Source organism: Enterococcus sp. 2STP, from assembly GCF_032465635.1.
Taxonomy (GTDB): domain Bacteria; phylum Bacillota; class Bacilli; order Lactobacillales; family Enterococcaceae; genus Enterococcus_B; species Enterococcus_B lactis.
Genome location: NZ_JAWDJH010000019.1, coordinates 96,132 through 115,758 on the forward strand (window position 1 = coordinate 96,132; position 19,627 = coordinate 115,758).

Sequence of the window (19,627 nt, forward strand, 5' to 3'; positions counted from 1 at the left end):
TCTTGGACTGGTTCGGAAACTTCCCAGAATAAAAAACTAAGTATCTCTAAAGAAAGGAGATTGGAAATAATGCGAAAAGTAATTATTGATTGCGATCCAGGGATCGACGACACTTTAGCTTTATCACTAGCTGTCAAATCCCCTGATATCGAAGTAGTTGCTATTACCGTCGTTTGCGGGAATGTCCCTGTAGATATCGGTACGCAGAATGTGCTGAAATGTTTGGAACGCTGTGATCGTTTAGATATCCCTGTTTATCAAGGAATGGAAAAACCTTTGAAGCAACCTTTCATTAGTGCGCGAGACACTCATGGGATGGATGGATTAGGGGAAACAAATTTCCCGATGGTCTTAGCAAAACAGGCAGAACCGCTCCATGCAGTTGATTTTCTGGCTGATTATTTCAAAGAAAAAACAGATACATCAGTCATTGCTTTGGGTCCTTTGACCAATATCGCTTCTGCTTTGAAAATCAACCCAACTGTTGGGAAACATATGGATCGTTTTGTCTCAATGGGCGGAACTTACAAAAGCCATGGTAACTGTTCACCAGTTGCTGAATACAATTACTGGTGTGATCCTGAAGCAGCTTCTTATGTATTCGAGAAGCTCAAACAACCGATAGAAATGGTTGGGTTAGATGTGACAAGAGAAATCGTTTTGACACCGACTATCCTTGAATATTGCTGTCAAATGAATCCTGAAGAGGGAGAGTATCTAAAAGCGATCACTCGTTTTTATTTTGACTTTCACTGGAAACAAGAAAGAATCTTGGGGTGTGTCATCAATGATCCATTAGCTGTTGCTTATTTTATCGATGAGTCCATCTGTGAAGGCTTTAAAAGCTTCACTGCTGTAGAAACTGAAGGAATAAGTCGCGGGCAAACATTGGTTGATCGTTATGAATTTTGGCAGAAACCTACTAACAGTAAAATTATGATAAAAGTAGATACTCGTCTTTTTTTCCAAAAGTTTTTAACCGTTCTTTTAAATGCACAAGAAGAAACGATTATGAAAGATTTGGAAAGGTTAAAGATGGGCTAACAAAATGAATAAAAACAAGATGGCAACTCGCGTACTTACAATGATGGCTTTGTGTATTGGGATCAATTATGTTGGAGGAACGATTGCTTTATGGCTTCGTTTACCAATCTATCTAGACTCTATTGGAACGATTTTTGCTGGCGCGTTACTTGGTCCCATACCAGGAATGTTGACAGGACTATCCAGCGGTGTATTAAGCGGGGTGACTACAGATATTTTTTCACTGTATTATTCACCGATCCAAATCCTCACAGGTTTGTTGGCTGGATTGATTTTACCAAGGTATCTCGACAAAGATAAAAAACGTTTGAAACTCTTATTACTCGCTTTGATTTTGTCTGTACCTGGAACGATTGTCTCTTCGATCATTACCGTTCAGTTATTTGGCGGAATCACTTCCTCAGGATCTAGCATGATCGTCCAATTATTACATGGGTTAGGTTTCGATCAAACCATCAGTGTGATCTTGGTCCAGGCGGGCACAGACTACCTTGACCGTCTGCTGTCTATCGTCGTTGTTTCATTAGTCATTACTATGTTGCCGCAGCGCTTGATATATTCCAAGAGAAAAATAGGATGAACAAACAGAGCCAAATGAGCAAAAAGTTGCTCATCTGGCTCTGTTTTTCATCTATTAAAAAACTTACGCTAAGTAGGATAAAATAATAGCTTGATATTTTTCGATCATATCTAAATAATTATCGAGCTCGACATACTCATCTATTTGATGAGGCAAAGTAACGACACCAGGTCCAAAGACGACAAAGTCAAAGGAGTGGTCAGCTTTCGTAAATTCGGCTGCATCTGTGGTTGCTGCCGCTCCAACTAAAGGTAAGGGTTGACTGAATTGTTGCTGAATGCAATGAATCAAAGGAGAATCTGGATCAGCTTTGACAGGTATTTTGTTGTAATCGATCGTCAATTCCAAATGGTAGTCTGTCTCTTGATTCAATTTCTTGACGATTGATTGCAGTAATGCAATGATTTTATCATTTGGATATTCAGGAATCGATCGGATATTCCCTTGAAGCTGCGCGTGGCTCGGAATGCTGTTTACTTGATTTCCGCCGCTGATCAACGTGACATTATGGATTGTTTTTCCTAAGACGGGATTCTCGATTGTTTCAGCGAGGTGATTCATTTCAGCATTTGCTTTCGTAATGAATTCATTTAGATGATTGATCGCATTATAGCCTTGGTCTGGCATAGAGCTATGCGCTTCTTTTCCGTGCGAGATGACCGTATAGTTGATTGATCCCATGTGTGTATACATCAAACTGTAATTGGTTGGCTCTCCGATGATCAAGGCATCTAAGTCATCCACATGGCCTGCTTTCGTGAGCTGTTCCCCACCTAATTCACCCACTTCTTCTCCGACAGTGGCTAATAATTTGACTGTTCCGTTAAATGGTTTTCCTGACTCTTTGAGCTCGATCATGGCAATCACCATTGCCGCCAAGCCACTCTTCATATCCGTAGCACCACGTCCGTACAAACGATTCCCATGGATTTCTGCTGCAAAGGGCGCATAGGTCCAAGACGATTCATTCCCCGCCGCCACGACATCCATATGACCAGATAGGCCTAACACTTTTCCCGATTGCCCTTTTTGGAATTGAGCAATCAGATTATCTCTACCATTACTATAAGAAACAATTTCTCCTATTATGCCATGTTTTTCCAAAAGCTTATTCAAATAAGCTGCTACTTCGCCTTCGTTTCCATTCACTGATTTTATTCGGATAATCTCTTGTAAAATCGCAATTTTTTCTTCTTTTTTCATCTAATCTTCTCCTTTGCCGTTTCTTTTTATTGTATTGGAGTGCGCCTAGATTTTCAAATAAGAGAGGCCACAGAAAAAAAGGGCGTGACAAAAGCAGCGTCACATTCCCCTTTTCCAAGTAAATGGCGTTCCAATTCTTGCCTCTACGCTAGTAAATCCAACCAAGTAAAAAAACAAGAGAAGCTATTTTATTGAACTGTTCTTCTGTAGTCAAATCATTTTATTCCTCATCATTGAAAATAAGAGTATCACATGATCTATAATTACCCCTCCTTACGTAATAACCACGTAGCCAATTATTTTCTTCAAGAGAGTAGTCATACTCATATTCATACAAACTATTCCTTACCATGAAAAAAATACTGACACCGCCTCTACCACTTTTCGTATCTTTCACCACTCTTGAAATAAAAATATCATAATCGGTTAATTGGTATTCCTCTTCTAATAATTGATACAGTGCTCGTGTAGCTATATGTTTCTTGATTGGAAATTGATAGAGCCATGTACCACCTAACAGTAAAACTATCGAAATAAAAATCTTAGAACAGTAATTTCTTTTTTTAGAAATCCTCCTTCTCATCATCAATTCTCCCATGTTAAGATATGGATCGCTCTTTCATCAAAATAATCAGGAAGATCGTATGGCAAAGCAATAAGCGGCTGATACATTCCTCCTACCTGCACAGCAGCTGAAGCATACCAATAAGCTTGCCAGACGATTTTAGAACAGTAAGTCGGATCCATCCCAAAAATATTTGTAGTTATCCCATATTTATAATTTTTACCATCGTAATTATCTAATGCCCATCGAGCAGCTAATCTTGGTTGATATTGTTCTGCGACCCGATAGATTTTCGTCCAAGTATCTTTTTTTCCATAAGCTGATTCCCATTCTAGAACGCTCATTGTTTTTGGTGGTTTTCCTGATCCTTCAATTGAAAGGATCTGATTTTTCCCCACACTTCCTAAATAAATCCCAGCATGTCCAGTGACTCCCCAAAAACTAGTGTCGTTCGTAATCAAAATATCTCCATAATACATTTTTGTCCTTGCATTTCTAAATTCTGGAGCGACTGGATCCGTTGGAGGTTCTGAGGTGGCTAACTGCGTAAAAAGCTCAAAGGTCACATCTTCTTCTAAGACCCCTAACGCTTTATATTCCTCATACTTCGTTCTTAACTCGATTTCGTCCATACGGTTTTTAGAGAGGCGTTTCAATTTGGCTTGCTGTTGCTCGTTTTCTTCAAATCTATCAAGTTCTTCTCCAAGTAAGGCATTTCTCGTCAAATATTCTTCTACTTCATCTGCGTGCGCTTTGGGTGTTACTACGATAACAAGTCCTATTAACCCGATAAGACCCAGTATCTTCAAAAATTTTTTCATTTTTCTGTCTCCCTGTTCAAATGATTTTTATCGAAAGAGGAAGATTGCCATCCCCTTTTTGAAGAGAATCATCCTATCCGAGCGTAAAAGGATATGAATGAAACGAAGACTGCTTCCTCCTCTCTTATTGTTCTATCCTTAAAAGGTCCTATACGATGTTATCTCTTGATAACTGACTTTTTTCGATACGATTGTCTCGTATCGATATTTGTAAATATTATATACAGAAGCCAGTTACAAAAATAAAATTATGAGTTATTTTTAATAAATACGGATATTTATATAATAGGGTTTATATGATATATATAAATAAACAGTTGTTATTATAATAATTTATGTACTCTCCTGATTTTTCTGTTCTTAAAAAAGAGATTTATTCATCAAATGATTTTCACAACAAAAAAACTCTCTACTTGCTGAAATCAGCAGGTAGAGAGTCTGATTACTTAACTAAGTGATCATGCTCGTCTATCTTTCAATCGGTCGATCATGTATCTTCATTAGAAAAGAATTATTTGTTTTTCAAGTTGTAGAAAGATTTCAAACCTTTGTATTCTGCAACTTCACCAAGTTGGTCTTCGATACGTAGTAATTGATTGTATTTAGCAATACGGTCAGTACGTGATAGAGAACCTGTTTTGATTTGACCAGCGTTTGTTGCAACAGCGATATCAGAGATTGTTGAATCTTCTGTTTCACCAGAACGGTGAGATACAACTGCTGTGTAGCCAGCTTCTTTAGCCATTTCGATAGCTTCGAAAGTTTCTGTTAATGTACCGATTTGGTTCACTTTGATAAGGATTGAGTTAGCAATTCCTTTTTCGATACCTTCAGATAATTTTTGAGTGTTTGTTACGAACAAGTCGTCACCAACTAATTGAACTTTGTCGCCTAATACGTCAGTTAATTTCTTGAATCCGTCCCAGTCGTTTTCGTCTAATCCGTCTTCGATTGAGATGATTGGATATTTAGAAACTAATTCTTCGTAGAATTTAATCATTTCGTCAGTTGTTTTTTCGCCTTCGCCTGAGTCAGCTAGTACGTAAACGCCTTTTTCTTTGTCGTAGAATTCTGAAGAAGCAGCATCCATAGCAAGAACAACGTCTTTACCAGGTACATAGCCAGCTTTTTCGATTGCTTCGATGATTACTTCGAAACCTTCTTCGTTTGAACCAAGGTTTGGAGCAAATCCACCTTCGTCACCAACAGAAGTTGCTAATCCGCGAGCTTTCAAGATTGAAGCTAATGCGTGGAATACTTCAGCACCCATACGTAGAGCTTCTTTGAATGTTGGAGCGCCAACAGGCATGATCATGAATTCTTGGAAGTCGATTGAGTTATCAGCATGTGATCCGCCATTGATGATGTTCATCATTGGTGTTGGCAATACTTTCGTGTTGAATCCGCCTAGGTAGTGGTATAAAGGTACTTCTAGGTAGTCAGCAGCTGCACGTGCAACAGCGATAGAAACACCTAAAATAGCGTTCGCACCTAATTTACCTTTGTTAGGAGTTCCGTCTAAAGCGATCATAGCTTTGTCGATAGCCATTTGGTCACGAACATCGTAGCCAATGATTGCTTCAGCAATGATGTTGTTTACGTTGTCGACAGCTTTAGTTACACCTTTACCGCCATAACGAGCTTTGTCTCCGTCACGTAATTCAACTGCTTCGTATTCACCAGTTGAAGCACCTGAAGGAACCATTCCGCGGCCAAAAGCTCCGCTTTCTGTGTATACTTCTACTTCGATTGTTGGGTTACCACGTGAGTCTAAGATCTCGCGAGCGTAAACATCAGTAATAATTGACATGTTTTGTCTCTCCTTTGAGTTTGTTTTTTCCTAAGGGATTTCCCTCATATACGATTTTAGTTAATTTTGCTCATTAGTGCAAACATTTCTTGCATTTTTCGCAAATTTTCACCAATTATTTTACAGCGTCTAACAATGACAAGAATGAATCTGCTTGCAAGCTTGCGCCGCCGACTAAAGCACCGTCAACATTTTCTTTTGCCATGTATTCAGCAATATTTTCTGGTTTTACAGAACCGCCGTATTGGATACGAACAGCTTCTGATACTTCTTTTCCATAAAGTTTTTCAACTGTTTGACGTACAACACCACAAATTTCGTCAGCGATTTGTGCGTCAGCTGATTTACCAGTACCGATTGCCCAGATTGGTTCATAAGCAATCACCATGTTTGACACTTGTTCAGCTGAAAGGTCAGCTAAACCAGCTGTAATTTGTCCTTCGATCCATTCAGCAGTTTTGCCTGCTTCATATGTTTCTAAAGATTCGCCACAGCATAAGATTGGTGTCATACCGTTTGCAAAGATAGCTTTTGCTTTTTTATTGATGTCTTCGTCTGTTTCATGGAAATATTCACGACGTTCTGAATGTCCGATGATCACATAGTGAACACCTAGATCAGCAAGAGCTGCTGGTGAAGTTTCACCAGTGAACGCGCCTGAGTTTTCCCAGTAGCAGTTTTGTGCTGAGATTTTTAGTTCTGTACCTTCAGCTGATGTCATTAATTCTTGTAAGAATAATGCAGGAGATCCGATGACTGAATCAACCTTGTCATTTGAAGGGATTTTGTTTTTTACTGCTTCAGCAAATTCTTTTGCTTCTGATGCAGTTTTGTTCATTTTCCAGTTACCTGCGATAATAGGTTTACGCATTGAGGAACACACTCCTTAATTTATTGAAAAATGGCTAGGGAGTCATGAAAACTCCCTTCACCTTTTGATCGATCACTCGTCAGAATAGAGCAAACTTGGCTGTTTATTTATCGTTGATTGCTGCTAGTCCTGGTAATTCTTTACCTTCAAGCAATTCCAAGCTTGCGCCGCCACCTGTTGAGATGTGTGTGAATTTGTCAGCAAAACCTAATTGTTCTGCTGCTGCAGCTGAGTCTCCGCCACCGATGATTGTTGTTGCGCCTTCTAAGTTAGCGATTGCTTCACAAACACCGATTGTACCTTTAGCAAAGTTACTCATTTCAAATACACCCATAGGTCCGTTCCAAACAACTGTTTTTGCACCTTGTAATGTATCAGCAAATAATTTTACTGATGCTGGGCCGATGTCTAAAGCCATCAAACCGTCAGGAATGTCTCCTTCGATTACTTGTGTTTCTACATCATTTGAAAATTCTGGTGCACAGACATTGTCGATTGGCAAGACAAGTTTGTCGCCTGCTTTTTCGATCAATTCTTTTGCTAGTTCTACTTTGTCAGCTTCTACTAGAGAGTTACCGATCTTGATTCCTTTTGCTTCGTAGAATGTGTAAGTCATTCCGCCACCAATCAAGATTTTGTCTGCTTTAGGAATCAAGTTTTCGATTACGCCGATTTTATCAGAAACTTTTGCGCCACCAAGGATTGCGATCATTGGGCGTTTTGGTTCTTCTACTGCTTCACCGATGAACTTGATTTCTTTTTCCATCAAGAATCCAGCAACTGTTGGGATACCAGTTGAAGCGATACCTACGTTAGAAGCATGCGCACGGTGAGCTGTACCGAAAGCATCGTTAACAAATACATCACCTAATGAAGCCCAGTATTTACCTAGCTCTGTATCGTTTTTGCTTTCTTTTTTACCATCAACATCTTCAAAACGTGTGTTTTCAAATACGACAACGTCGCCATCTTTCATGTTGCGGATTGCTTCTTCTAATTGTTCTCCGCGAGTTTCAGGTACGAATGTTACTTCTTTACCTAATAATTCGCCTAGACGTTTTGCAACTGGAGCTAAAGATTTTCCTTCTTTATCTTCTTCTGTTTTTACACGTCCAAGGTGAGAGAAAAGGATTGCTTTTCCGCCTTGTTCTAAAACGTAGTTGATTGTTGGCAATGCTGCTTTGATACGAGTGTCGTCAGTGATCACGCCGTCTTTCAAAGGAACATTGAAGTCAACACGGACAAGAACTTTTTTGTCTTTTAAATCGATATCTTTCACTGTTTTCTTAGCCATTTTATTTCCTCCTGAATAAACTTATTATCAAAAAAAGCGGAAGAAGCGCGATTGCTTCCCCGCTTTTAAATGTACATGTCTATCATTTACACTTGTACGTTTGTCTATCTTATAAGTTAGCGAAGTATTCTAAAGTACGTACTAATTGTGCAGTGTATGACATTTCGTTGTCGTACCAAGCAACAGTTTTAACTAATTGTTTGTCGCCAACTGTCATTACTTTAGTTTGTGTAGCATCAAATAATGAACCGTAAGTCATACCAACGATATCTGAAGAAACGATTTCGTCTGTGTTGTATCCGTAAGATTCGTTTGAAGCTTCTTTCATTGCTGCGTTGATTTCGTCAACAGTTACTTCTTTTTCAAGAACTGTTACTAATTCTGTTAATGAACCTGTTGGTACAGGAACACGTTGAGCAGCTCCGTCTAATTTACCGTTCAATTCAGGGATTACTAAACCGATAGCTTTAGCAGCACCTGTTGAGTTAGGAACGATGTTTGCAGCAGCAGCGCGTGCACGGCGGAAGTCACCTTTAGGATGAGGTCCGTCTAGAGTCATTTGGTCACCTGTGTAAGCGTGGATAGTTGTCATTAATCCTTCAACAACACCAAATTTGTCGTTCAATGTTTTAGCCATAGGAGCTAAACAGTTAGTTGTACATGAAGCACCTGAGATAACTGTTTCTTTACCAGTTAATGTTTCGTGGTTTGTGTTATAAACGATTGTTGGAACATCGTTTCCGCCAGGAGCAGAGATAACAACGCGTTTAGCACCAGCTGTTAAATGTTTTTCAGCTGCTGATTTAGAAGTGAAGAAACCAGTACATTCTAGAACGATATCTACGCCTAGTTCGCCCCATGGTAATTCTTCTGGGTTGCGGTTAGCTAATACTTTAACTTCTTTTCCGTTTACGTTGAATGAACCTTCATGAACTTCAACTGTTCCGTTGAAACGTCCTTGAGTTGTGTCGTATTTTAACAAGTGTGCCAACATTTTAGCATCTGTCAAGTCGTTGATTGCTACTACTTCGATTCCATCTACATCTTGGATACGACGGAATGCTAGACGTCCAATACGTCCAAAACCATTAATACCTACTTTAACTGTCATTTAAGATTTCCTCCTTATGAAAATCAAAAAAATATTTATTTTAAAGGGTTACCCCTTTTAAAATCTCGTTTGCAGCAGCTTCATCAGTGATGAGCCACGTTTGTTTTGGTGCATTTTTCATATAAGCTCGAATTGCTTTGGCTTTTGATTTTCCGCCCGCTATCGCCATGATGATCGGGACTTTCGCCAAATCTTGCAATTCTATGCCGATTCTAGGGACCTTATAAACAACTTCGCCTTTTTCATTGAAAAAGTAGCCAAAGGATTCCGCTACAGCATTTGCTTGTTTCAGCATGACTAATTCTTTTTCAGTCATCTTTCGACGTGCTGCCATGTGTAATGCACGCCCAATACTATGAATAACACAATTCGCCTCACTAATCAAGTTTAAGACTTCTTGGATAGATGGCTCATTGAGTAAAGAATTGTAAGTTGCCAGACTTAATTGTTCCGGAACATAAAGTGCACGGTGGTTTCCGTTTGCTTTAGCAGCCATTCTTGCACTGACAGAATTTGCCTGTACAGTTATCGCTTCACCAATCCCGCCTCTTGCAGGGACAAACAAGTTATGCCGTTTTTTATTTTCCAGATTAGACAATTGTTCTGCTACAACTGCCATGGTGGTTCCTCCCATCACAGCGATGATATTCTCGCCTTCCGGAAGCAGTCGGTCTAAGGCTTCACTCAGCGCTTCGCCGAATGCATCAGCCACTTTGGTTTGCTCTTCGCTGTTTCCTGAAACAACGATACAGCGCTGATTACCAAAATATTCTGCCAACTGTTGTTCGGTTTGATGCGTACCTAAAAGCTGATCCATGAAGTTTTCAAGACTTTGATAAACTTCTTCGCCCTTAGTTGTCAGCGTCATACCGCTTTTTGAGGTATCGATCAAATTCAGATTTTTCAAAAGGTCTGTTTCTGTTCGCAATACTCGTTCTGTTATCCCCATACTTTCCGATAAACTTCGACGTCCAATCGGCTGCATCCAATAGATATTTCGTAAAATTTTATAGCGTTCTTGCAACACTTCGATAATATCTGGTGCAACAGATTCAATCATTTTTATTTCATCTAGCATAGCGATCTCCTTAGTTGGACACTTTACGTCCAATGTAGACTTAAAACGACCCATATACGATAAAAAAAAGAAATTAACTTTTCAAATTTCACATCAATAAAGGGAAATCTCAACCTCACGACTGTTAGTCTAACAGTTTTTCTTTCGTTTTTCAACTAAAAAGATCAGAAAAAGCAAAATACTTTTTCTGATCTTTTGGATGATCAGTTATCATAACGTTTTCTTTTTGATGAACTTGGGATTCCTAATAAATCACGGTATTTTGCTACCGTTCGCCTTGAGATCGCTATCTCATCTTTTTTCAGCAATTCAACCAATTTCTGGTCCGACAACGGCTTGCTTTTGTCTTCTTGATCAACTAATTCCTGCAACTTTTTCTTCGCAGTATCTGCCGAAAGATCTTCTGTCTGTTCTGCACCGTTAGTAGGGATTCTTGCAGTGAAAAATTTCTTTAACTCAAATACACCGAAATCTGTTTCCAAATATTTCCCGTTGACAGCTCGACTGACCGTAGATTCATGCACATCTATCTCGGTCGCAACTTCCTTTAACGTAAGAGGTTTGATTGGCCGCCCCTTGTCGATAAAGAAAGCTTTTTGTCGAGAAACAATGACTTGAGCAACCCGCAAAATTGTATCCCCGCGTTGGAGGATCGTTTTCTTCAACCATTCGAATTCCTGTTTCCGTTCTTTTAAATAATTTTCAGTTTCTTTATCTGCTTGTTGTGACATTTGCTTGAAGTAGCTCTCTTGGAATCGGATATTCGGCTGGTTTTTTCGGTTTGAGATGACTTGTATATTTTCATCGTCCACTAATACCCGGACATCAGGAATAATGTACAATTCGCTACTACGGTCGAAAATTCGTCCAGGACTTGGGCTCAATGTTTGCAAATAGTCGAATATTTGCTGAACAGCATGTAAATCAACAGAAAAACGCTGCGCAATCTCTTTCCATTTTCGCTCCACCAATTGCTCAAAACATTCTTCTAGCACGATATAAGCTAGTTCCGGCGCATAATCATCCCGTTCCGTTTGAAGCATGAGACATTCTTGCAAACTACGTGCACCTACTCCAGCTGGTTCTAATTGCTGGATCAGTGTCAACGCATCGAGCATTTGGATAGGCGTCGCTCCGATCTCTTTTCCAGCTTCCTCTAAACTAATCGTCAAAAATCCGTTCAAATCGATGTATTCTACAAGATAAAGAACGATTTTCCTTAAAAAAGTATCTCGATAATTCAAATGGACTTGTTCGATCAATGAATCAAATAAAGACCCTTTTGTATCAGGAATCTGATTTAGGTAATTTGTCTCTTCTCCTTCATAAGAAGATGAAGAAGCTTTTATGTAATCTGGCTGCCATTCCGGCTCAACAACTTCCACCAATGGATTTTCCATTGCTTGGTTCTCAACGAATGCCAACAGCTCTTCGCTGTTATATTGTAAAACTTGGATGGACTGCTGCAACTGTTGCGTCATGGCTAGTTTCTGTGTCTGCTGCTGTTTTTGTGAAAAATTTTGCTCAAATTTCATTTTTTTGTCCAATCCCCTTGTAATTTTTTATCTGTTTAGTTACAATTATCCCAGTGCTTGCGTCCTTAGTGTAGTGGATATCACGTAAGATTCCGGTTCTTGAGACGGGGGTTCGATTCCCTCAGGACGCGTTCTATTGCCATTTTAGCATAACTTCCGAATGTTTGCTTCTTTATTTTTCAAGTGAAAACTGTCCACCAAAAAAATTGGCGGACAGTTTTTTATTATAAGTATACTTGTTTTCACTTACTGGACTGGCCGATGATCGTTTCTGCCATAATAGTTCTCGACAGTCGTTGGATGCCCTAATAAATCCCCCACTGTCGTGATGCGATACCCTTGCTCTTGCAGATAATCGATCACTTGAGGAACGGCACGAATCGTTTCAGGATAAATATCATGGAATAAAATAATTGCACCATCGTATACTGTTGCTTGGATCTTCTGCAAAATCAAATCAGGATTTCTTGACTTCCAATCTTCTGAATCGACCGACCATTCGATGATTGGCCGCTGGATAACACTTGCTCCTACACTTGTGATCGAACCATAGGGCGGACGAACGAAAGTGGGGGTTTTACCAGTGGCTTTTTTGATCTCAGTGTCTGTTTTTGTCACTTCCTCCGTAATCGACTGGGCAGAAAGCGTCGCCAGATCCTGATGATCATATGTGTGATTGCCGATCTCGTGTCCTGCTTCAGCTGTCTGCTTCACAATTTCAGGATGTTGCGCCGTATTTTCTCCTAAAACAAAAAAAGTAGCATGCACGTTTTTTTCTTTAAGTATTTGCAACAGCTGTGGTGTCGTGGTCGCTCCTGGTCCATCATCAAAACTAATGGCAATACTTTTGACAGTCGGATCTTGGACAGCTTCTGTACTTTCTTGTGTTGGTTCTGGTTCAGTTGATTGACTTTGTGTTGATTTCACTGATTCTTGAGTGGATTCGTTGACGCTAGCTGTTTCAGTCGACTTGTTTTTATTCGTTGATTGTTCTGATTGTTTGAAAGCTTGTGACGAACGCTCCGAAGAAGTTACTTGTCCTTTCTCTTCGCTGATCAAGGAGGCGACCGAAGTGACTTCGAAAAATAAAAGCACGGATAAAGCAATGATACTGATAACTAAATAATTTCTTTTCACTATATCTCTTCTTTCTCTTTTTCTCTTCTTAATTACTTACTTGAAAATAACTGTAAAGAATTGAAACTGCTAGTCGCAACTACTTCTCGCCTAATGATCCAGATAATCTTCCGATGCCAAAATCGTTTTTGTCACGGACTTGGGAATGACAAATTCTGGAGTTCCCATATAACCAGGAGCAATTTCATATTGAGAAAAAGTCAGAACTAATTGATGTTCTTTATTCAAATAAAAACTTCGTGTTGGTGTAACAAGTGTTGGTTTTTCTATCGTTCCTTCTTGAATATCTTGTTCAGTCCAATAGTACTTAGACGGATCTTCCTTGACTTGTTCGGCCATTTGCCGCTTGACTTCTTTTGTCAAAACAGATAAATAGGTGTCATCTTTGAATAGCAGCGGAAGTGAGAGCTGGACACTGTTTTTCTTGTCGATCGTGTCGTATCTTTTTTCAACGTGGCTATCCGCTGCTGTTTGGGTAATCTGTCTTTCGATCACAAGAAACCGGTCATCGTCTACGATTTTCTGATAATCACCCAGAACTTGGTAATGATCCGTTTCAAGATTTCCATATTCTTTTTCAGCTTTTTTAAAATCTGCTTGTCCTTCGTGAAAGTATTTTTGGTTTAATCCATGAATCGTTTTGTTTTCTTTCTCATTTTGAGTATGGATCTTCGGTACTTGAATATCGATTTTTTCAGATTGATCAGTAAAACGTTCGCCTAAGATCAATTCAATGACTGATCCTAAAATGGGCAAGTCTTCTGCAAAGCTTCGAACTTGACTATTAAAAAGGAGACTACTTGTTGTAATCATCACGATAGCCAAAGATACTACGAACCCTTGGAGGCGTCTTTTTCTCCGTCTTGCTTTTATGAATGATTGCTCTTCGATAAGAAAACGCTGACGGATCTCCTCTTGAAGCCCTTTTGGAATTTCTTGTTCTTTATAAGTTTTCTTTAGTTTTTTTAACTTTTCTTTTTGGGAATACATAGCGGTCTTCTCTCCTTCATTCTAGGATTTGACGTAAAACATTCAGTGAACGATACATTTTTGTTTTAACTGTGTTTTCGTTCATATCTAAGATAGTCGCAATTTCTTTTAAACGAAATCCTTCAAAAAAGTAAAGGATCAGAATCTCTTTTTCCGGACTGTCTATTTTATCTAAAATCATATGGAGTTCTGCAACGGAAGTTTCTAAAGGTAATTGCTGCGGGATATCTTGAATTTCAAATAAGTCAACAGGTGTCCTTTTTTGTTTGCGCCAACTATCTAATGCCGTGCGGATCAATATCCGGTAAAACCATGCATTAAAATGCTCGATTTCTTTTTCTTTTTCAAAATACTTCAGTGCTTTATGGAAACTATCTTGCATCACATCTAAGGCCTCTTCTTTATCATGTACGTAATTCATCGTGATACGGAACATTTTTTGATAATCAGTTTCGATGAGTCCATTCAGCAGGTGACGGTATTTTTCAATCTGCCGTTTTTTCTTATATCCAGTAAAAATCATTCTCCACTCCTTTCCGCCTCACTTAATATGACGTACAAGGTACGCTAAAAGTTTCAATTATTTTATTTTTTATGTATTTACTTTGAATTTTTATATACAAAAAAGAAGGTGTGACAAAAATCATGTCACACCTCCTTATTCCGATAGGTTCAACGTCTCTGTTGCAACCTCTGATACACGGTGTTCTAGAAGTAGCTTCTTCGGAAATAAGTGGAAATTTCTTGAAGTTGACCACTTCCGTCCCAGCAGCTACAGTAAATGATGTTTATTCTTTTTCAGAGTCAGAAAATTCTTCCTCTTCATAGTCTTCATCATCATCGTCTTCGTCTATGATACTTAAATCTTCTTCGATATTCCCAGGCAAGTCTTCTTCATCATCTGTTGGGTCATCTGCTCCAATTTCTTGCAAATCAGAATTATAAGCAGCGATTTCTTCATCTTCATCATCATCGTCATCAAACAGATCATCGTCGTCTTCTTCTGTCAGATCTGTATCTTCTGGGTCATCGTCATTGTAATCGATCGCGTCTTCATCATCATTGATAAAGGCGTTGACTTTCTTGCGTTTACGGCGACGCGGAGTATCTTCATCCTCTTCGTCCATTCCATGGTTTACTTCTTCATCGATCGAATCGATAGCATACCATGAACGCAAGCCCCAACGATTATCCCCTAATGAGATAAAGCTGCCGTCAATATTCAAGTCAGTATAAAATTGTGCGAGTGAATCACGAATTTCACTGTCTGATTTACCAAGATAGTTTTGGATTTGGTTGGCTAAATCAGAAAAATCCATGACATCGCCACGTTGTTCTAAGATCGCGTGTGCTACTTCGATCATTGATAATTCGCTTTTGTTTGCACCTTCAAATACACTAATTTCCAATCAGGACACGTCCTTTCACAGTCTACTCCTTATCATACAAAATCAGACACAAAAAATCAAACTTTTCTTTTATATTTACGCTGTAAAATCCAATGTCAAATAATATTCGCCGATTTTTTCTAGTCCCATGAACAAATCATAATCGATCCGAACCTTTCCTGCTGTGGGACGGTCTTTCAAACTTACATGCAGTTCTTTCGTAAAGGTAGCAATCTGGATCATACCGTATGGTGTTCGGTAGGCTGTTTCTAACCGTTCTTTATAACCAAATTTCAAACGCATTCGCATTTCTCCTGCACGGATCAGCTGTACATGACCATCTGGAACTAATTTGATCGTTACAGGGATTTCATCGCCTGTTTCCTCCTGCATCTCTTTATACCGTATGTACAGCGTATCGCCAATCGTCACCATTTGCCCTTTCAAATCAAAATAAAAATCTTGCACTTCCCCTTGTTGTTTCACTTTTGTACGCAATTTGATCGAAATCGGTGTTCCTTGTGATAATTCCATTCTTCATTCTCCTTTACTTCTCATAGCTACATTGTTCCTAGTTTCTTTTGTTTTGTCAACCAACTTGTCCATTTTTACAGAAAACCTTTTTTTCAAAACAACTCCTTGAATTTAGAGTATAATATTGTAGAAAATATGAATTTATAAAAAGGAGCCGGTTGAATGAACCCTGCGATTCGACTAGATCAGCACATTTATCAAAAAAACGACTTTTCCCCTTTCGCATTAACAGATATATTAACGGAATATTCCAAAGAACACCAGCAGATCTTTTTGCATTTCTGGCAATATGACTGCACCGTCATCTTAGGTATGAAAGATGTTCGGACACCTTTTCTTAGAGACGGGATCCAAACACTGAAAGATGCAGGTTATGCTCCGGTAATCAGAAACTCAGGTGGATTAGGAATCGTATCAGACGAAGGGATTTTGAATATTTCTTTGATTTTCCCCCAGAATGACAAAAAAAAAATAACCATCGATGAAGCTTACGATCAAATGCTTCGATTGACTAAATACGCCTTTCCGAAGGCACCGATTCAAGCATTCGAAATCACCCATTCTTATTGTCCTGGAACTTATGATTTAAGCATCCATGGCAAAAAATTTGCCGGCATCGCTCAGCGTCGCATCAAAAATGGGATTTCTGTTATGATGTACTTAAGTGTCAACGGTAATCAGGAAAAGCGCGGGCAAGTCATGAAACGATTTTATCAATCTGCTTTAAAAGAAGGCTTTGGTACAAATGGCTATCCTGCAGTTGATCCTGCCACAATGGCAACACTTGAAGAACTGCTTGACCATCCCCTTCTCGTAGAAGAAGTCAAAGAATCATTTGCAAAAGCTTTTGAAAAGCTGTATTCTGCAAGTGATTTACTGGATTCTACCGACTGGCTAAAAAAAGAAATCCAGCTGGAGCAATGGAACAACCAAATCCAGAGAATGGAACAACGCAATAACATAAAGGAGCTACAATATGACAACCCCTTATAAATATCAAATGCTGCCTATGGAGAAAGTTTTTCGTGACCCAGTCCATAACTATATCCATGTCCAGCATCAAGTAATCTTAGATTTGATCAACTCGAAAGAAGTCCAACGTCTGCGACGAATCAAACAATTAGGCACTGCTTCTTTCACTTTTCACGGAGCAGAACATAGCCGTTTTACCCATTCATTAGGTGTTTATGAGATTTCAAGACGAATTTGCGATATCTTTTCTCGAAATTTTCCAAAAGAAAAGATAGGCAACGGAGGCTGGGATGATCAGGAACGGCTAGTAACTTTATGTGCGGCACTATTGCATGATGTCGGTCACGGTCCTTACTCTCATACATTCGAGCATATCTTCCACACGAATCACGAGGCTATCACTGTAGAGATTATCACTTCTCCAGAAACAGAGGTGTATCAGATCCTTAACCGAGTAGAAGAAGGTTTTCCTGAAAAAGTAGCGAGCGTGATCCAAAAAACCTACCCTAATCCGCAAGTTGTCCAAATGATTTCCAGCCAGATCGATGCAGATCGAATGGACTATTTACTTCGGGATGCTTATTTCACTGGAACGGAGTATGGAACATTTGACCTTACCCGAATATTACGTGTGATTCGTCCATATGAAGGCGGGATCGCCTTTTCCATGAGCGGCATGCATGCAGTGGAAGATTATATCGTTAGCCGATATCAAATGTATGTGCAAGTGTACTTCCATCCTGTTTCCCGTGGTATGGAAGTGATCTTGGAGCATCTGCTTCATCGCGCGCACGAGTTGTATCAAGAAGATGCCAGCAGTTTTGAACTTCACTCTCAACTACTCTTGCCATTTCTTGACGGAAGCTTTACTTTAGAAGAATACCTCAAACTTGATGATGGGGTCTTGGGTACTTACTTTACTCAATGGTCTGAATCTGCTGATCCTATTTTAAATGATTTAGCTAAACGTTTTTTGAATCGTAAACCACTGAAATCCGCCACTTTTTCTGGCAACCGGGATTCAAATTTGATTCAAAAACTCACTTTGTTAGTAGAAAAGGTCGGCTATAACCCTGTTTATTACACTGCTGTCAACTCTAGCTACGATCTGCCTTATGATTTTTATCGCCCAGAACAAGGCAGACATCGCACGCAAATCGAGATTTTGCGAAATGACGGAACTTTGATAGAATTATCACAGGTTAGTCAGCTTGTTGCCGCTTTAGCGGGACAAGAACAAGGGGATGAGCGATTTTTCTTTCCAAAAGAAATGGTTGACCCATCCTTGCGTGATCATTATGATTTATTTGATGAAACTTATCAAGAATTTGCCAGCCATATCCGTAATGGCGCATTGATTGAAATAAACTGAAATATATTGGAGGAAATTATGGCTATCAAACTAGTCGCTATCGACATCGATGGTACTTTATTAAATGAGAAAAGAGAAGTAACAAAAGAAGTAAAAGAAGCGATTGCCGCTGCTGTTGCAAAAGGGGTCTCAATCGTTTTATGTACTGGTCGCCCCTTACCAGGTGTCCAAGAACAGTTAAATGAGCTGGACCTTTTTCAAGATAATGATTACGTTATTACTTATAATGGGGCACTCGTACAACAAACAAAATCAGGTAAAATCATTGCCCGTCACGGTCTGACTCATGAAGATTTTCTAGAGATCGAAGTGATGGCACGCCGTGTTGGCAGTCATCTCCATTCGATTGATGACAAAGCGATCTACACACCTAATCGAGATATCAGCGCTTATACGATCCACGAAGCAAGCTTAGTCAAGATGCCGCTAAAATATCGAACACCTGAAGAAATGACACCAGACATGAACATCGTCAAAATGATGATGATCGACGAACCAGAAATTTTAGACGCAGCAATTGCACGTTTACCGCAAACTTTCCGTGATAAATACACAACGGTCAAAAGTGCACCCTATTACTTTGAAGTACTAAATAAAGAAGCAAGTAAAGGTGCGGCAGTTGCGAATCTCGGACAGCATCTTGGTATTGATCAAGATGAAATCATGGCTATCGGAGATAACGAGAACGACTTATCCATGATTGAATATGCTGGTCTAGGAGTAGCTATGGGAAATGCCGTTTCTCTTGTCAAAGAAGCAGCAAATGTCATCACTTCATCGAACGACGAACACGGCGTAGCTGAAGCAATCAAAAAATACGTTCTGTAATAAATAAAAAACTGAGAGAAAGCTGGTCTACTCGCTTTCTTTCAGTTTTTATTTTTTATTTTTTTCGACCCATCTCTCGACTGCCCATCGATGGCTGCCACGTTTCAATTTTTCAAGTGCTTCTTGGGGGCTGACCCACCAGATTTTATTGGTCTTTTCTGTGGGTTCTCCTATACGCTTCCAAGAATCAGCAGCAAAGAAATATCCTGGATTATAGTAATAAGTTGCACGATAATTCGAGTAAAAGTACTCATCTGCTTCTCCCAGATAGAAAGCAATTTCTGCCGCAATCCCCATTTCTTCTACTAGCTCACGAACGATCGCTTCTTCTTTCGTCTCATCTCCTTCAATTTCCCCGCCAGGAAGAAAAAAAGCACCATTTGGAGCCTCGATTACTGCAATCTGCTGATCTCTTTCTATGATGATATACGCTGCATAACGGGTTTGATAATCAGCAAATTGCTTTTTTTCACCAAAAACTGGTTTATCCATGA

General features: G+C 39.4%; 20 protein-coding genes, 1 tRNA gene and 1 riboswitch. Of the genes, 6 read left to right on the forward strand and 15 right to left on the reverse strand.

Annotated elements, in window-relative coordinates; genetic code table 11:
• Position 1 precedes the first annotated feature (1 nt).
• Positions 2 to 46: riboswitch (PreQ1 riboswitch) on the forward strand.
• Positions 47 to 69: 23 nt separating this feature from the next.
• Positions 70 to 1,044: a nucleoside hydrolase gene (locus tag RWU19_RS08135; protein ID WP_123837904.1), complete on the forward strand. Its 975-nt coding sequence runs from the start codon at positions 70 to 72 to the stop codon at positions 1,042 to 1,044.
• 4 nt (positions 1,045 to 1,048) lie between these two features.
• Entirely contained in the window at positions 1,049 to 1,624 is a 576-nt protein-coding gene (locus RWU19_RS08140) for an ECF transporter S component (protein WP_002400562.1), read from the forward strand.
• A 63-nt stretch (positions 1,625 to 1,687) separates the two neighbouring features.
• Here the strand turns inward: RWU19_RS08140 and RWU19_RS08145 are convergent, their stop codons facing one another.
• The 9 genes from RWU19_RS08145 to rpoN form a co-directional block, all read right to left on the reverse strand.
• A complete protein-coding gene (locus RWU19_RS08145; protein ID WP_123837905.1) occupies positions 1,688 to 2,827 on the reverse strand; it encodes an ArgE/DapE family deacylase in 1,140 nt (379 codons plus the stop codon).
• 220 nt (positions 2,828 to 3,047) lie between these two features.
• Positions 3,048 to 3,410, reverse strand: coding sequence for a hypothetical protein (locus RWU19_RS08150; protein WP_234944041.1), 363 nt, complete (start codon positions 3,408 to 3,410; stop codon positions 3,048 to 3,050).
• Positions 3,411 to 3,412: 2 nt separating this feature from the next.
• The gene (locus tag RWU19_RS08155) at positions 3,413 to 4,213 is read right to left on the reverse strand and encodes a YiiX/YebB-like N1pC/P60 family cysteine hydrolase (protein WP_185022571.1); all 801 of its coding nucleotides are present in this window, start codon (positions 4,211 to 4,213) and stop codon (positions 3,413 to 3,415) included.
• A 511-nt stretch (positions 4,214 to 4,724) separates the two neighbouring features.
• Entirely contained in the window at positions 4,725 to 6,023 is a 1,299-nt protein-coding gene (gene eno, locus RWU19_RS08160; RefSeq protein WP_002292812.1) for a phosphopyruvate hydratase, read from the reverse strand.
• 115 nt (positions 6,024 to 6,138) lie between these two features.
• Positions 6,139 to 6,894 (reverse strand): triose-phosphate isomerase, encoded by a 756-nt coding sequence (tpiA, locus tag RWU19_RS08165; RefSeq protein ID WP_002292815.1) that lies wholly within the window; start codon positions 6,892 to 6,894, stop codon positions 6,139 to 6,141.
• 103 nt (positions 6,895 to 6,997) lie between these two features.
• The gene (locus RWU19_RS08170) at positions 6,998 to 8,188 is read right to left on the reverse strand and encodes a phosphoglycerate kinase (RefSeq protein WP_002292817.1); all 1,191 of its coding nucleotides are present in this window, start codon (positions 8,186 to 8,188) and stop codon (positions 6,998 to 7,000) included.
• 109 nt (positions 8,189 to 8,297) lie between these two features.
• Entirely contained in the window at positions 8,298 to 9,299 is a 1,002-nt protein-coding gene (gene gap, locus RWU19_RS08175; protein ID WP_002292818.1) for a type I glyceraldehyde-3-phosphate dehydrogenase, read from the reverse strand.
• A 40-nt stretch (positions 9,300 to 9,339) separates the two neighbouring features.
• Positions 9,340 to 10,431 carry a sugar-binding transcriptional regulator gene (locus RWU19_RS08180; RefSeq protein ID WP_016628649.1) on the reverse strand — a complete coding sequence of 364 codons (1,092 nt, stop codon included), beginning with the start codon at positions 10,429 to 10,431 and terminating at the stop codon, positions 9,340 to 9,342.
• 149 nt (positions 10,432 to 10,580) lie between these two features.
• Positions 10,581 to 11,912, reverse strand: coding sequence for an RNA polymerase factor sigma-54 (gene rpoN, locus RWU19_RS08185; protein ID WP_123837906.1), 1,332 nt, complete (start codon positions 11,910 to 11,912; stop codon positions 10,581 to 10,583).
• Between the two features lie 59 nt (positions 11,913 to 11,971).
• On the opposite strand from rpoN, the gene RWU19_RS08190 reads away from it, so the two are divergent.
• Positions 11,972 to 12,043: transfer RNA gene (locus RWU19_RS08190), tRNA-Arg, on the forward strand.
• Positions 12,044 to 12,158: 115 nt separating this feature from the next.
• Here RWU19_RS08190 and RWU19_RS08195 read toward each other — a convergent pair.
• The 5 genes from RWU19_RS08195 to RWU19_RS08215 form a co-directional block, all read right to left on the reverse strand.
• A complete protein-coding gene (locus RWU19_RS08195) occupies positions 12,159 to 13,049 on the reverse strand; it encodes a polysaccharide deacetylase family protein (protein ID WP_123837907.1) in 891 nt (296 codons plus the stop codon).
• 90 nt (positions 13,050 to 13,139) lie between these two features.
• Entirely contained in the window at positions 13,140 to 14,039 is a 900-nt protein-coding gene (locus tag RWU19_RS08200) for an RsiV family protein (RefSeq protein WP_002320271.1), read from the reverse strand.
• 16 nt (positions 14,040 to 14,055) lie between these two features.
• Entirely contained in the window at positions 14,056 to 14,562 is a 507-nt protein-coding gene (locus tag RWU19_RS08205; RefSeq protein WP_002334868.1) for an RNA polymerase sigma factor, read from the reverse strand.
• A 265-nt stretch (positions 14,563 to 14,827) separates the two neighbouring features.
• On the reverse strand, positions 14,828 to 15,448 hold the full coding sequence (rpoE, locus tag RWU19_RS08210; RefSeq protein ID WP_002292825.1) for a DNA-directed RNA polymerase subunit delta: 621 nt from the start codon (positions 15,446 to 15,448) through the stop codon (positions 14,828 to 14,830).
• Positions 15,449 to 15,523: 75 nt separating this feature from the next.
• Entirely contained in the window at positions 15,524 to 15,961 is a 438-nt protein-coding gene (locus RWU19_RS08215) for a DUF1934 domain-containing protein (RefSeq protein ID WP_002292826.1), read from the reverse strand.
• 162 nt (positions 15,962 to 16,123) lie between these two features.
• Here RWU19_RS08215 and RWU19_RS08220 point away from each other — a divergent pair, with 162 nt between their 5' ends.
• The 3 genes from RWU19_RS08220 to yidA are packed head-to-tail and all read left to right on the forward strand — an operon-like array spanning position 16,124 to position 19,133.
• Positions 16,124 to 16,954, forward strand: a complete 831-nt coding sequence (locus RWU19_RS08220; protein ID WP_104867739.1) for a lipoate--protein ligase family protein — start codon at positions 16,124 to 16,126, stop codon at positions 16,952 to 16,954.
• Positions 16,938 to 18,305, forward strand: a complete 1,368-nt coding sequence (locus RWU19_RS08225; protein WP_002292830.1) for an HD domain-containing protein — start codon at positions 16,938 to 16,940, stop codon at positions 18,303 to 18,305. The genes RWU19_RS08220 and RWU19_RS08225 overlap by 17 nt, the downstream gene beginning before the upstream one ends.
• A gap of 18 nt (positions 18,306 to 18,323) precedes the next feature.
• The gene (gene yidA, locus RWU19_RS08230; protein ID WP_002292832.1) at positions 18,324 to 19,133 is read left to right on the forward strand and encodes a sugar-phosphatase; all 810 of its coding nucleotides are present in this window, start codon (positions 18,324 to 18,326) and stop codon (positions 19,131 to 19,133) included.
• 48 nt (positions 19,134 to 19,181) lie between these two features.
• On the opposite strand, the gene RWU19_RS08235 is transcribed toward yidA, so the two are convergent.
• Positions 19,182 to 19,625 (reverse strand): NUDIX hydrolase, encoded by a 444-nt coding sequence (locus RWU19_RS08235; RefSeq protein ID WP_123837908.1) that lies wholly within the window; start codon positions 19,623 to 19,625, stop codon positions 19,182 to 19,184.
• Positions 19,626 to 19,627 lie beyond the last annotated feature (2 nt).

What these genes read in the sequence shown, in the direction of transcription:
- RWU19_RS08200 (WP_002320271.1), bottom strand. Translation starts at nt 14,039, where the DNA reads ATGTATTCCCAAAAAGAAAAGTTAAAAAAACTAAAGAAAACTTATAAA.
- RWU19_RS08205 (WP_002334868.1), bottom strand. Translation starts at nt 14,562, where the DNA reads ATGATTTTTACTGGATATAAGAAAAAACGGCAGATTGAAAAATACCGT.
- RWU19_RS08215 (WP_002292826.1), bottom strand. Translation starts at nt 15,961, where the DNA reads ATGGAATTATCACAAGGAACACCGATTTCGATCAAATTGCGTACAAAA.
- gap (WP_002292818.1), bottom strand. Translation starts at nt 9,299, where the DNA reads ATGACAGTTAAAGTAGGTATTAATGGTTTTGGACGTATTGGACGTCTA.
- RWU19_RS08145 (WP_123837905.1), bottom strand. Translation starts at nt 2,827, where the DNA reads ATGAAAAAAGAAGAAAAAATTGCGATTTTACAAGAGATTATCCGAATA.
- RWU19_RS08235 (WP_123837908.1), bottom strand. Translation starts at nt 19,625, where the DNA reads ATGGATAAACCAGTTTTTGGTGAAAAAAAGCAATTTGCTGATTATCAA.
- RWU19_RS08225 (WP_002292830.1), top strand. Translation starts at nt 16,938, where the DNA reads ATGACAACCCCTTATAAATATCAAATGCTGCCTATGGAGAAAGTTTTT.
- RWU19_RS08180 (WP_016628649.1), bottom strand. Translation starts at nt 10,431, where the DNA reads ATGGGTCGTTTTAAGTCTACATTGGACGTAAAGTGTCCAACTAAGGAG.
- tpiA (WP_002292815.1), bottom strand. Translation starts at nt 6,894, where the DNA reads ATGCGTAAACCTATTATCGCAGGTAACTGGAAAATGAACAAAACTGCA.
- RWU19_RS08170 (WP_002292817.1), bottom strand. Translation starts at nt 8,188, where the DNA reads ATGGCTAAGAAAACAGTGAAAGATATCGATTTAAAAGACAAAAAAGTT.
- eno (WP_002292812.1), bottom strand. Translation starts at nt 6,023, where the DNA reads ATGTCAATTATTACTGATGTTTACGCTCGCGAGATCTTAGACTCACGT.
- RWU19_RS08155 (WP_185022571.1), bottom strand. Translation starts at nt 4,213, where the DNA reads ATGAAAAAATTTTTGAAGATACTGGGTCTTATCGGGTTAATAGGACTT.
- RWU19_RS08135 (WP_123837904.1), top strand. Translation starts at nt 70, where the DNA reads ATGCGAAAAGTAATTATTGATTGCGATCCAGGGATCGACGACACTTTA.
- RWU19_RS08140 (WP_002400562.1), top strand. Translation starts at nt 1,049, where the DNA reads ATGAATAAAAACAAGATGGCAACTCGCGTACTTACAATGATGGCTTTG.
- rpoN (WP_123837906.1), bottom strand. Translation starts at nt 11,912, where the DNA reads ATGAAATTTGAGCAAAATTTTTCACAAAAACAGCAGCAGACACAGAAA.
- RWU19_RS08220 (WP_104867739.1), top strand. Translation starts at nt 16,124, where the DNA reads ATGAACCCTGCGATTCGACTAGATCAGCACATTTATCAAAAAAACGAC.
- yidA (WP_002292832.1), top strand. Translation starts at nt 18,324, where the DNA reads ATGGCTATCAAACTAGTCGCTATCGACATCGATGGTACTTTATTAAAT.
- RWU19_RS08150 (WP_234944041.1), bottom strand. Translation starts at nt 3,410, where the DNA reads ATGAGAAGGAGGATTTCTAAAAAAAGAAATTACTGTTCTAAGATTTTT.